Source organism: Steroidobacter cummioxidans, assembly GCF_003104955.1.
Window position 1 is genome coordinate 75,191 of sequence record NZ_LSRW01000005.1, and the last position, 12,597, is coordinate 87,787.

A 12,597-nucleotide genomic window follows, 5' to 3' on the forward strand; every position below is an offset into this window, starting at 1 on the left:
AAACATTTAACAATGCCGAAAAACAAAGCGGCGGCTGGATCGCTCCAGCCGCCGCTGCACTATCGAGCCAGCAGTGCTTGTTACCGCACGACCTTCGACGAGACGTTCGAGTTCGCGCTCTCCGAGCCGTTGCTGGTGTAAGCACGCACCGAGAAGTAGTAGGTGCCCGGCGAGAGATTGCTGATGGTGTAGCGCGTGATGCCCGCGTTCGCCACCTGGATCGTCTGCGTCATCGCACTGGCGCTGGTGCCGTACGAAATGCGGTAACCGGCCAGGTTGCCCAGCGAGCTGCCGTCGGTGTTGGTGGTCGGCGGAGTCCAGCTCAGCGTCGCGCCGCCATTCGACACATCGACCACGCTGATCGAGAAGGCCGCCAACGAAGTGGTCGCACGACCGTCGCTCACGCTGATCGTGATGTTGTTGTACGTGCCGACCTGCGAGGCGCTCGGCGTGCCGGACAGCTGACCGGTGCTGGTGTTGAACGTGGCCCAGCTCGGACGATTCGCGATCGAGTAGGTCAGCGTGTTGCCATCCGGATCGCTCGCGGTCGGACGGAAGCTATAGGCGCTGCCCGCGTTGACCGAGCGAGCCGGCGTGCCGCTGATGACCGGCGCGCGATTCGTGCTGTTCGTGACGTTGATCGAGAACGCCGGCAGCGAAGTCGTTGCCGTGCCATCGCTCACACGAATCTGGATGTTGCTGAAGGTACCGGTTGCGGTCGGTGTGCCGCTGAGACGACCGGTCGAAGTGTTGAAGGTCGCCCAGCTCGGACGATTGGTGATGGTGTAGCCGAGCGTGTTGCCGTCGGGATCGTTGGCAGAGGGCTGGAAACTATAGGCAGTACCGACCGTCGCGGTCGTCGCCGGCGTGCCGCTGATCGTCGGCGCGCGATTGGCAATCGTGCCGGTGGTGTTCACCGTCACCGAGAAGGCCGGCAGCGATACCGTGTTCACGCCGTCGGTGACGCGCAGGATGATATTGTTATAGACGCCGGGCGACTTCGGGTAACCCATGAGCCGGCCGCTGTTCGGTGCCAGCACCATCCAGCCCGGCTTGTTCACGAGCGTGAACTTCAGCGGGCGGCCTTCCGGATCGGCTGCGCTCGGCAGAAAGTTGTACGAGGTGTTGGCCTTGATGACCGCCGGCGGCGTGCCGCTGATGGTCGGTGGCCGATTGACAGTCTGGGCGGATGCGAGACCCGCAAACGAAGCCAACGCCGCGATCGCGGCGAAAGACGAAGAAACGCGCATGAGCAGCTCCCAGCAAAGCACTGTGTTCCGATGCCAGCTCGCGCCCACGACACGGATTGATAGCGTGTCGTGCACGAGCACCTGTGTCTGGCAAGGGAAGCTGGCTTTGCTGGGCCGGCGCTAAAGTGCGCGGGCGGCAGGCCGAAAAACTTCACGAGACAACCTGATCAGGTCGGGTTGTAACGGCAACCCCGCTATCTTTGGCGCGACTGCTGGAACAGTGGCACCAGAGGACCGGAGGCTTTGCGTCACCGTCTTTCGAACGGCTTTGCCCTTACAGACGGCCCATATTGTGCTGGAAACGGCCAATGTGACATATCGGGGCCCAACCCCCCCAAAAACGCGTTTCAGGAAAAACCTGCAAGCGGCAGCCAGGCACTTTCAGCGACTCTTAATGGCGACGCTTAGTGAAGGCGCATCCAAAACCTGATGCGCAGGCCGCAGCAAACTCTATTTTTTTCGAGATATTTGTTATTCCGGCAGCGTGAAGCCGTGCTGTCGTACCAGCCGCGTGCAGGCGGCCACCAGGTGCTCATCGTAAAGTTTTCCGGCACTCCGGTTGATCTCTTCGATCGCGGCATCCATGCCCGCAGCCGGCCGGTACGGACGCGGCGAGCACATCGCTTCCACCGTATCGGCGATCGCGAGGATGCGGGCTTCGAGCATGATCTCCTCGCCCTTCACGCCGCGCGGATAACCGCTGCCGTCGTACCGCTCGTGCGACTGATAAATGATGTCGGCGACGGGCGCGCCCAGATCGATATCCGCAAGCAGCTGGCAACCTTCTTCGACGTGAGTGCGCATCAGCGCGAGCTCGGCCTCAGTCAGCGGTGCGGGCTTGCTGAGAATGGACGCCGGCACGGCGATGTTGCCGACGTCGTGTAACAGAGCGGCAACTCGCAAGCCGTGCTGGCGCTCGCCATCGAGACCCGCTTCGCGACCGATCGCGACCGCTAACGCAGCCAGGCGACGCGACGAACCCGCGGTGTACGGATCGTGCCGCTCGCTCATGCGCACGAATGAATCGATCATGCCTTGAAGCGCCACATCGGTGCGTTGAAGCGCACTCAGCGTCACCGCATGCGCTCGCTTCGAGTGCAAAACGCGCCAGACGCCATCAGCCAACGCCGCGAGCGCGCGCTGCTCTTCGTCGCCGTAGTTCGTATCCCGATTGCCAACGCCGAGCACCGCGACGACTTCGTCACCGGACAGCATGGGCACGGCCAGAAAGCGCGTGAGGTCCGGCAGGCCATCGCTCTGCGGCTTGCGGGCGATATCGTTGGTCCAGGTCGCATGCTTACCTCGCACGCATTCACTGAGCATCATCGCGCGGCCAATCGGCTGCGGCTCCGCATCGGACATCACCACCTGCGGCCGGCTGGCATCGCGCCAGGCAGCCAGTGTCATGGTCTTCTGCGCGTTATCGACGAAATACAAATAGCCCAGCGGGCTGCGGGCCACTTCCAGTGCCTGCTCGATCACCCGTCGCACGATGGCGGACTCATCGAACGAGTCGGCCTGTTTGAACAGCTCGACCAGGAACTCGGACTGACGCTGCGCCAGGCGGTTCGCGATGAGCTCGCGACGACGCTGCGCGATATCGCGGATCAGCACGATGCTGTCGCCGCGCGTGTTCTCCAGCAGACCGACGCTCACCTCGACGTCGAACAACGTGCCGTCCTTGCGACGATGCTTGGTCTCGTAACGACCACCACCACGGACTCGACCCAGCTGCAGTCGCATCGTGGTCTCGCCGGACGTGGGATCCTCGATGTCGGCGGCATTCATACGCAACAGCTCTTCCTTGCTGTAGCCCGACATGCGGCAGTAGGTCGCGTTGACGTCCTGGATCTGACCGTCGCTCCCCAACAGCCACGAGCCGTCGGCCGCGGCATCGAGTAGCACGTTGCCGGCCTTCGCTTGTTCCTGCAGCGTTCGTTCGTTCTCCACTCGCTGCGTGAGATCGAACGCGGCGACCAGATCGGCATTGCGACCGTCGAACTCGATCTGCTGCGAGGAGATAGATAAGGAGAGCGCGCCGCCATTCTTGCGCTGGTGCGCGCTGATCAGCGGGTCGCGCACATCAGCGCCCGGCATCGTCAAAGCCGACGCTTTCAAGGCCAGGAATTCGGCGCGCGAATAGCCGTACATCGCCAACGCCGCGTCGTTGACGGCGATGAAGCCGCCGGTCGCGTGATCGGCAATCCACAGCGGCTGCGGATTGTTTTCGAACACGCGGCGGAAACGCGCTTCGCCAGCGGCCAGCCGCTGATTGCTCGCTTCGAGCTCACTGATCTGCGAGCGTAACCGCGAATGAGTTTGCACCGCGCGCTCCATGGCCTCGGCCTGAGCCTGCGCTTGTTGTGCATTGTATTGGGCTTCAGCTTGCAAACGCTCGGCGCGTTCGACTGCTTCGGCTTGCGCGCGTTGCGCCTTCTCCAGGGCGTCAGTTTGCGCGGCCTGTGCGCGTTGAGCACGCTCCAGCGCTTCAGCTTGCGCAGTCTGCACGCGTTGCGCCTTCTCGAGCGCTTCCGCTTGAGCGGCTTGCTGACGTTGCGCGGCCTGCGCTTTTTCGAGCGCCTCGGCTTGATTCTTTTCGAGCACGGCGAAGCGCTGCATGGCCGCCGTGTCGAGCATGTTCATCGGACGGGTGTTGCCGCTCGTGCCGTTGCCATGCGCTGCGTTGCCATTACCGTTGGCGCGCGCGCCGTTCGCATGGCCGGGCGGCAGCAACTCATCGAGCGCGGTGAGCAGTTTCTCCGGCGCCGTCGAGCGCGCCAGAAAGCGCTCGGCGCCCAGCTCCAAGGCAAAGCGCTCGTACTTCGGATCGTCGTGGCGACGCGTGTAGAACAGGAACGGGATGCTCTGCAGGCGCTCGTCCTGCTTCCATTTGCGGCATAGAGCGAAGCCGTCCATGCGTGGCAGGACGATGTCGGAAACGATGGCCTGCGGCGGCTCGCGCCGCGCAGCGTCCAGCGCCGCGAGTCCGTTCGAGGATTTCAGAACCCGATGACCGCGACCCGACAGCAATGTCTCGAGCGCGCTTTGCTCTGACTCGCGCTCGAATGCGATCAGGATGACACCCATGCCGAAGTCTCCCGGCGCGAGCGCGCCACCCTAAATAACAGTCCCTGCGGAGCCACCGAAGTATGCCAAGCGCCGGCGGCGCTTGGCACGATTAGGGGGAACTCTGAATAACAAAGGGAGACGCAGAGCACATTCTGCGTCTGCTCGATCCGGTTCAGGGGCCAGCGCGGTTGATGCGCGTCCAGTACTGGCCGAGCAGCGAGACCTGATCGGTGAATTGCTTGAAGTCCACCGGCTTCACGATGTAGCTGTTGGCATGCGCCTTGTAGCTGCGCGCCATGTCCGATTCCTGGTCCGAGGACGACATGATCACGACGGGCGTCGAGCGCGTCTTGGGATCGGCCTTGATCTGTGCCAGCACATCCAGACCGTCGATCTTCGGCATGTGCAGGTCGAGCAGCATCAGTTTTGGATTGCCCGAGGCACGCTGCGCGTACACGCCCTGCCGGAATACATAATGAAGGGCCGCCTCGCCGTCCTGCACCCACACCACCTGTTGGGAGACGCCGCCGATCTCCAGCGCGCGGATCGTCAGCTCCGCATCCGTGGGATTGTCATCCGCGAGCAGAATGTACCCGGTGTGACTCACGACATCTCCCCAATGCTCGCACCTTCAGCCAGTGCGATCACGAATCCGTACTCTCGCGCCACTTCGCGCATGTGCTCATATCTCCCCGACTTGCCGCCGTGGCCAGCCTCCAGATTAACGTGTAACAACAACGGGCGAGCGCCCGTATTGTGCCGTCGCAGCTTGGCGACCCATTTGGCGGGCTCGTAGTACTGCACCTGACTATCCCATAGTCCGGTGGTGACCAGCATGGCTGGATACGGCTGGTGGCGGATGTTGTCGTAAGGCGAATAAGAAAGCATATAGGCGTAGGCAGCGGCTTCGTTCGGATTGCCCCACTCGTCGTATTCGAGCGTGGTCAAGGGAATGCTGGTGTCGAGCATGGTGGTGACGATGTCGACGAACGGCACGTGCGCGACCAGCGCGGCGTAACGATCGGCGGCTACGTTGGCGATCACGCCCATCAGCAGACCGCCGGCACTGCCGCCGGCTGCGAAAACTTTATCGCGAGCACAGTAACCTCGCGCCACCAGATGATCGGTGACATCGACAAAATCGTTGAAGGTGTTCCACTTCTGTTCCAGACGACCGGCGTCGTACCAGCGCCGGCCCAGCTCCTGGCCGCCGCGGATATGCGCCATCGCATAGACAAAGCCGCGATCCAGCAATGATAGCCGCGACGAGCTGAACGCCGGCTCCATGCTCAGTCCGTACGAGCCGTAGCCGTATTGATACAACGGCGCGGTGCCGTTCAGCGGCGTGCCTTTGCGATACACGATCGAGACTGGAATGCGCTCGCCATCGCGCGCGGGCGCCCAGACGAACTCGCTGACGTAGTTGGCTGGATCGAAATCGCCGAGCACCGGCTCACGTTTCAACACGGCGCGCGAGCCGTCGGCAAGATCGTATTCATACGTGGTGCCGGGTGTGGTGAGCGACGTATAAACGTAACGCAGCCGCGTGGTGTCGAGCTCGGGATTGGAGCTGAGCGCCATGGTGTAAGCGGGATCGTCCGCGGTCAGATGAAACGGCGCGTCGCCCCAGCGCTGCACACGAATGTTCATCAAGCCGCGCGAGCGCTCGCTGACCGCGACGAACGTGCGGAACAACTCGAAGTCCTGAATGAATACTTCCGGATCGTGCGCGATCACATCGCGCCACTGCTCGCGATCCTCCGCCTGTGCGACCGGGACCTCGACGATGCGGAAATTCAGCGCGTGCCAGTTGGTACGAATCAGGAAGCGCTCTTCCAGATGATCGAGCTGATATTCGTGATCCTCCTCGCGCGGCACGACCACTTGGAAATCGAAGCTCAGATCGTCGACGCGCGTGTAGCGCCACTCCGATGAAGTGGTGCTCTCCGAAGCGATCAGCAGATAGCGCTCCGACTTGCTGCGCTCGACAGTGAGATCGAAGCTTTCGTCGGGCTCTTCGTAGACGAGCGCGTCCTCGCCGGTGTCGCCGAGACGATGCCGGCGAATGCGCCGGCCGAGCAGCGTCACTGGATCTTTTTCCACATATAACAACGTGCGATTGTCCTCGGCCCAGGCGACGCCGGCGTCGACGTTCTCGATCACGTCCGGCAATAACGTGCCGGTCACCAGATCTTTGACCCGCAGCCGGTACTGCCGGCGCCCGATCGTGTCCTCGGTGTAGGCCAGCAGCCGGTTGTCCGGGCTGATCTCATAACCGCCCAATTGAAAGAACGACTGTCCCGAGGCGAGCGCATTGCCATCGAGCAATACCACCTCTTCTGCGGGCGGTGCGCTCTTGGGCGTGTCGGCCCAACGCACCACGATGGGATATTCCTGACCGGTCGCATAACGGATCGCGTACCAGTAACCGTGATAACGCACCGGCACGGTCGAATCATCCTGTTTCAGGCGAGCGACGATTTCAGCGTAGAGCTGAGCGATGAGCGGCTGCGCCGGGGCCAGCATGGCCTCGGTGTATTGATTCTCCGCCTGCAGATAGCTCAGCACGTCCGGGTCGCTGCGCGTGTCGTCGCGAAGCCAGTAATAAACGTCGTCGCGCGCGCCATTGGGAGAGGCGACGCGATGTGATCGCATCGATGCTAACGGCGGTTTGGACACGAGTGCTGGTACGAAAAAATGGCTGAACAAAAACTCGGTTAACTGAACGGATCGTGCAGCGCCGGAGGCGGCGTGGCAACTGTGGTCCTCATCCAATCCTCATCCAATCCCCTATTCGCGCCCCAACGAGCGCCGCGTAGCCACTTGCCAACAACTTTACCGGTGGCATGCGGCTGACAAAGGGGTAGGATCACGCCCGCCACCCGACCGGCCGGATCAGCGGGCATCGTATCGACATCAAACGGCTGGCGGGCGTCTACAGAGGGCAGGCAGGAGAGGAATTCACGCAGGGACATTTCCTGAACGGCGCGTGCCAATTTTGCGCGGCAGTTCACGCGAGCCAGCCAGAAAAGCCAGATACAGTTCTCAGCTGTTCCATCTTGCATAAGTAGTATTACGCGATAAGCAAAACCCCCGGAGGGGTCTATGGCCAACGCGCAACACGGTCGTTCCTCAGGACACGGAAATACTCAGGACGAGGTCAACTTGGAGATCGACGATTCACAAGCCCTGCGGCAGCTGGAAGAAGGCGCGTCGCCGCCCATTCTGGTCCTGAGCCGTGACGCCAACCTGGTAGAAACGGTCAAAAAGGCCGCGCCCCGCGGCGTTTCCGTCGCGTTTGCGCCGGACCTGGACCATGTTGCGGAGAAACTTTCCAACCTGAAGCCGGGCGTGCTGGTCGCGGATACCGCGAGCACCGCCGACGTGGCCTCCATGGTTGCGCAGTTGACTCAGCATTTCCCTGAGCTGGTCGTGGTGGTTGCGGGCAAGCGCGAGGACAGCTCATCGCTGATGCAGCTTACCGCCGCCGGCCGGATCTTCCGATTCCTGCTCACCCCGTTGTCACATGGCCAGACGCGCCTCGCGCTGGAAGCGGCGGTCAAACAGCATCTGGACCTGTCGGCCGCTGGCCAGCGCCTGAGCACCGGCGGTGCCGCAGGCGAAGGTGGCAGCAAAAATTACGTGATGACCTATGGCGCGCTCGCCGCAGGCCTGCTGGTCGTCATCGGCGGTATCTGGTTCGGTGTCAGCCGCTTTACCGGTGACCCCGAGGTCCCTCCCGCCGTGAAAGCCCCCGCCGCGCCCGGCGCGCAGGAGCCGGGTGGCGTGCCGGAACGCCCGGATCCGGTCAAAGCCGAGCTGGCGCTCGCCAGGGACGCGTTCAATCAGAACAAGTTCATCGAGCCGCAGGGCGAAAGCGCGCTGGATCTGTATCGAAGCGCACTGGCGCTGGATCCGAACAGCCAGGAAGCCAAGGCCGGTATTCGCTCGGTCGTCGACAAGATCCTGGAACGCGCCGAGGCCTCGCTGCTGGCCGAACGTTTGGAAGAAGCCATCCGCACGATCGAAACCGCGCGTGACATCGATTCGACCCATCCGCGTCTGGCGTTCCTGGATACACAGGTCGCGCGCGAGCGCGAACGTTTGAAACTGACGCTGGCTCAGGAAGTCGGCAATCGCGTGCGCTCGCTGCTCAACACAGCGAACGATCGCATGGCCAACGGCCGTTTGCTGACGCCGACCAATGCCAGTGCGAAAGATGCATTGCTCGAAGCGCGCCGACTGGATCCGACCGATCCGACGGTGGTAGCCACGATTCGTGAATTCAGCGCGCAGCTGACTGAAGAGGCTCGCAAGTCACTCTCGGGCGGTAACATCGAAGCGGCCACTACATTTGTGCAAGCCGCGCGTCAGATGGGTTCGGCGGGCAGCGCGCTCGCCGCCGTCGAACGTTCGCTCGCTGAAGCGACTCGCACCGCTGCTACGGGCGCTGCTCCGAACACGGCGACGGGTACTCCGGCGCAAGCGGCTGGTGCTCGCCGCCCGGCAACCAACGCACCGGGTGCCGCAGCGGGCGCAGGCCCGAACGTCGACGCGATGATCGCCGACGTTCGTCAGCGCATCAGCGAAGGCAGGCTGATCGATCCGCCGGGCGACAGCGCTCGCGATCTGCTGGCCGGCCTGCGCACTGCCGCGCCGAATCGTCCGGAAGTGGACGAGCTGTCGCGCACGCTCTCGACCCGTCTGCTCGACTCCGGTCGTCAGGCGATGAATGCGAAAGCGTTCGAGCGCTCGTCACAGCTGATCGCCGCAGCGAAGGACGTTGGTCAGCGCTTCAACGGCCCGGCCATCGCGCAGGCTGAAGCGGATCTCACCTCGGCTCGCGATGCGAACCAGCAGCAGACCAACATCGTGTCCGCCGCTTCGTTGAAGCGCGTGCGCATGGTGTCGCCTTCGTATCCGGATTCGGCTCGCAAGCGCGGTATCGAAGGTTGGGTGGAATTGGCCTTCACGGTGCAGACCAACGGCTCGGTCGATCAGGTCGAAGTGCGCAACGCCAGCCCCGCCGATGTATTCGACGACGCCGCGATCCGCGCCGTGCGTCAGTGGCGCTTCGAGCCGGTCGAGCGCAACGGCACGCGAGTCGAGCAGCGCGCCATGGTGCGCCTGAAGTTCTCGCAGCAGGCTCAGAACTAACGCTGCACGCAACGTAGACGCAACCAAGGCGGCCCGCTCGGGCCGCCTTTTTTATTGGCCGGCCAGACGCTACGCTGCGCGTCCTCTTTTCTGCCGGCCATGGACACTGCCCTCCCCAAACCGACCGCTCCGATGACGTCCTTGCCCGCGCAACGGCTGGACGCGTCGGGTCGTGCACATGTGGATGTGCGGGCCATCATCGCGCTCGCCGTGCCGTTCGCGGCGAATAGCGCCATTCAAGCGATTCTGAATCTCACGGACACGTGGTTCGTCGGACGCATCTCCACCAGCGCGCTCGCCGCCATCGCCGCGATTCACTGGCCGGTGATTGCCTGTATCGCATTGTTTGGTGGCGTCGGGCTCGCCGGACAAACATTGGTGGCACAAGCCTTCGGCGGGCGACGGTTCAAGCGCGCCTCGCAAGCGGGCTGGATTTCGATGTGGGCGGCGCTGCTGGTCACGCCTTTGTTCTGGCTCATCGCGGTGAATGGCAATTCCCTGCTCGATCCGTTCGGCCTGCCGCCCGACGTGCAAGCATTGGCTGTGCAGTTCTGGCAGCCGCGCATGTTTGGCGCGCCATTGGGCGTGGCACTGTGGGGCATCCTCGGGTTCTTCAACGGCATCGGTCGGCCGAAGATCTCTTTCATGGTCGACGCGCTGGTCTGCATCAGCAACGCCTGCTTTGCGCAGTTGTTTATTTTCCAGCTCGGCTGGGGCATCGCCGGCGCGGCCTGGGCCACGAACTGCGCGCAGGCGCTGGGCTTGCTGGTGGGCTTGAGCATTTTCATCGGCCCGCGCATGCACCGCGTGTTTCATTCGCGACTGCTGTGGCGGCCGCGCGTCGATAAGATCGCCTCGCAGTGGAAGCTCGGCCTGCCGATGGGAATGTTGATCGCGGCCGACGTGCTCGGCTTCGCGATGTTTCAGCTCATGCAAGTGCATCTGGGCACGGTGGACGGCGCCGCGACTCAGGTCGTCATGATGCTCACCTCGATTTCATTCATGCCGGCGATCGGCATCGCGATGGCGGGCACCACGCTGGTGGGTCAATCCATCGGCATGGGCGACCGCGGCTGGGCTCGCCGCATCGGCAACAGCATCGTCGTGATGTGCATGACCTATATGGGCACCGTCGGCCTGTTGCTCGGACTCACCGCGCCCTGGCTGATTCCGACGTTCGTCGCCCACAACGATCCGCAGGCGCTGGCGGTGATCCAGCTCGGCACCACATTGATGTGGGTGGCAGCGGCCTATCAGCTGTTCGATGGCCTGAACTTCGCCTGCTCGTTCAGCCTGCGCGGCGCGGGTGACGCGACGGTGCCGGCGCTCTGCGTGCTGGTGCTGTCCTGGCTGGTGTTCGTGCCCCTGGCGCACATGCTGTCGTTCAATCCGGGTGGCGGCTGGATCGATGGCTTGCCGCAGTTCGGCCTGGGCGCGCTCGGCGGCTGGCTGGCGGCGCTCATCTACATCATTCTGATCTCCACGACGCTGCTGGTCCGCTGGCGCTCGAGCGCGTGGGAAAAAATCCGTCTTCGCTGACAGCGCGGTCAGCTGACGGTCACTTAACCCCGCAGAATTTCATGCGATGCTATGGTGCATCCGATCGGGAGCTCTTTGGGTATACGCGGTGAACGAGATTTCCAACGACACAGCCATTCGCGTCTGGGACTGGCCGGTGCGGCTGACGCACTGGTTGTTTGTTTTCTGTATCACCTTGTCGTGGTGGACCGCAGAAAAGAACATGATGGATTGGCATCTCTACAGCGGCTACGCGCTGCTGGGCCTGCTGGTGTTTCGTATCTATTGGGGCTTCGCAGGCAGCTCGAGCGCGCGCTTCTCACACTTCCTGCGCGGCCCGAGTGGCATCATTGCCTACATGCGTGAGTCACGCGAAGCACATCGCGATGCCGGCCACAATCCACTCGGCGGCTGGAGCGTCGCCGTGATGCTCGCGTTGATGCTCACGCAGGTGGCGATCGGTTTGTTTGTAAGCGACGTGGACGGCATCGAATCCGGCCCGCTGTCGCACCTGGTGAGCTTCGCCACCAGCCGCACGCTGTCCGACATTCACGAGGTGGTGTTCAACGTGATCCTCACCTTCGTCGGGCTGCACATCGCCGCCATTTTGTTTTATCTGCTGGTGAAGAAGGACAACCTGATCGTTGCCATGCTCACCGGTCATCGCCGCAACGTGCGCGTGCGCCCGATGCAGCCGGTCCCGGCCTGGCGCATTCTGCCCGGCATCGCGCTGGCTAGCGGCGTGGTGTGGTGGGTCGTCAACTGATTCAGCTGGTGGTTGCAGTTGAATACGGTCGCCGTCACGTCCGTGACGGCTCCTAACATACAAATAATAAGGGCGATCGACTTCCGTCGATCGCCCTTCTGTCCCTGATCTGCGGGTTTTGGTTTTTACTTCACCAGCCGCAGCGCCGGTCTCTCGGTCTTCCCCTGCAGGCGGTCGCGATGGAACCCCGTTTCGGGCCGGTATTGCAACGCATCGATACGGCGCTGCAACTCGGCGGCACGCTCTGGATCGGGGGTCACTCGCGGACGCATCGGCAATGAATCGGGCTTGGTCATTCTAAACATCACATATCCTCCCAGACGGTGTGATCCCTCGCGGGCGGTGTAACGCACCACACGACGAAATGGATCCACCGACAACAGCAAACTTTTCATCCCCTAATACGGATTGACCCGTCGCTGGCCTTATTTCCACTGGTTCGCGGTGTTCGCGAAGTTCTTGTTCTGTGGCCGGACTATACAGAATCGCTGGCCTGTAGGTGCTTCCATGACGAGCCAAGTATGCACCTTCTGGATGCGCTTGGCGCCGAGCGCCTCCAGCCGTTTGGCTTCCGCCTCGATGTCATCGGTCTCGATATCCAGGTGCAGGCGACTGTCGTGCTGCACCGCCTGGAACCTCGACGTGCAAGCCGAGCTCATCGGTGAGCATGCAACGGTACAGGGGACTGGACTCTTCGTGTTTGGGCCGCAGCTCATAGCCGAGCGCGGCGGACCAGAATTGCGCGGCTTGTTCGAGATCGTCGGTCTTGCAATCGATGATGAACCCAGCGAGTCGGCTGCGATGCATGTAGCTCCCCTCAACGGCGCGCACGATAGC

Annotated in this window: 8 protein-coding genes, 1 pseudogene and 1 riboswitch; of the genes and pseudogenes, 3 read left to right on the forward strand and 6 right to left on the reverse strand. The window is 62.7% G+C overall.

Going from position 1 to position 12,597, the window contains the following annotated elements:
• Nucleotides 1-80: 80 nt before the first annotated feature.
• The 4 genes from D0550_RS04080 to D0550_RS04095 all read right to left on the reverse strand — a co-directional run bounded on the left by D0550_RS04080 (nucleotide 81) and on the right by D0550_RS04095 (nucleotide 6,974).
• Nucleotides 81-1,250 carry a fibronectin type III domain-containing protein gene (locus tag D0550_RS04080; RefSeq protein ID WP_116807833.1) on the reverse strand — a complete coding sequence of 390 codons (1,170 nt, stop codon included), beginning with the start codon at nucleotides 1,248-1,250 and terminating at the stop codon, nucleotides 81-83.
• Between the two features lie 181 nt (nucleotides 1,251-1,431).
• Nucleotides 1,432-1,533: riboswitch (cyclic di-GMP riboswitch) on the reverse strand.
• A gap of 188 nt (nucleotides 1,534-1,721) precedes the next feature.
• Nucleotides 1,722-4,337 (reverse strand): HD domain-containing phosphohydrolase, encoded by a 2,616-nt coding sequence (locus tag D0550_RS04085; RefSeq protein ID WP_116807834.1) that lies wholly within the window; start codon nucleotides 4,335-4,337, stop codon nucleotides 1,722-1,724.
• 154 nt (nucleotides 4,338-4,491) lie between these two features.
• A complete protein-coding gene (locus tag D0550_RS04090) occupies nucleotides 4,492-4,926 on the reverse strand; it encodes a response regulator (RefSeq protein ID WP_116807835.1) in 435 nt (144 codons plus the stop codon).
• Nucleotides 4,923-6,974, reverse strand: coding sequence for a S9 family peptidase (locus tag D0550_RS04095; RefSeq protein ID WP_116807836.1), 2,052 nt, complete (start codon nucleotides 6,972-6,974; stop codon nucleotides 4,923-4,925). The genes D0550_RS04090 and D0550_RS04095 overlap by 4 nt, the downstream gene beginning before the upstream one ends.
• Before the next feature lie 450 nt (nucleotides 6,975-7,424).
• Between D0550_RS04095 and D0550_RS04105 the strand changes: the two genes are divergently transcribed.
• From D0550_RS04105 to D0550_RS04115, 3 genes are all read left to right on the forward strand, one after another.
• Nucleotides 7,425-9,476 (forward strand): energy transducer TonB, encoded by a 2,052-nt coding sequence (locus D0550_RS04105; protein WP_116807838.1) that lies wholly within the window; start codon nucleotides 7,425-7,427, stop codon nucleotides 9,474-9,476.
• Nucleotides 9,477-9,608: 132 nt separating this feature from the next.
• Entirely contained in the window at nucleotides 9,609-11,015 is a 1,407-nt protein-coding gene (locus D0550_RS04110) for an MATE family efflux transporter (protein WP_206606078.1), read from the forward strand.
• A gap of 88 nt (nucleotides 11,016-11,103) precedes the next feature.
• Nucleotides 11,104-11,760: a cytochrome b/b6 domain-containing protein gene (locus D0550_RS04115; RefSeq protein WP_206606079.1), complete on the forward strand. Its 657-nt coding sequence runs from the start codon at nucleotides 11,104-11,106 to the stop codon at nucleotides 11,758-11,760.
• A 125-nt stretch (nucleotides 11,761-11,885) separates the two neighbouring features.
• Here the strand turns inward: D0550_RS04115 and D0550_RS34580 are convergent, their stop codons facing one another.
• A complete protein-coding gene (locus tag D0550_RS34580) occupies nucleotides 11,886-12,155 on the reverse strand; it encodes a hypothetical protein (protein ID WP_153067027.1) in 270 nt (89 codons plus the stop codon).
• A gap of 30 nt (nucleotides 12,156-12,185) precedes the next feature.
• Nucleotides 12,186-12,567, reverse strand: a pseudogene (locus tag D0550_RS36760) (VOC family protein).
• Between the last annotated feature and the right edge of the window lie 30 nt (nucleotides 12,568-12,597).

Bases quoted from the DNA above. Each gene is read 5' to 3' on its own strand.
- D0550_RS04095 (WP_116807836.1), bottom strand. From the start codon at position 6,974: ATGCGATCACATCGCGTCGCCTCTCCCAATGGCGCGCGCGACGACGTT.
- D0550_RS34580 (WP_153067027.1), bottom strand. From the start codon at position 12,155: ATGAAAAGTTTGCTGTTGTCGGTGGATCCATTTCGTCGTGTGGTGCGT.
- D0550_RS04110 (WP_206606078.1), top strand. From the start codon at position 9,609: ATGACGTCCTTGCCCGCGCAACGGCTGGACGCGTCGGGTCGTGCACAT.
- D0550_RS04105 (WP_116807838.1), top strand. From the start codon at position 7,425: ATGGCCAACGCGCAACACGGTCGTTCCTCAGGACACGGAAATACTCAG.
- D0550_RS04080 (WP_116807833.1), bottom strand. From the start codon at position 1,250: ATGCGCGTTTCTTCGTCTTTCGCCGCGATCGCGGCGTTGGCTTCGTTT.
- D0550_RS04085 (WP_116807834.1), bottom strand. From the start codon at position 4,337: ATGGGTGTCATCCTGATCGCATTCGAGCGCGAGTCAGAGCAAAGCGCG.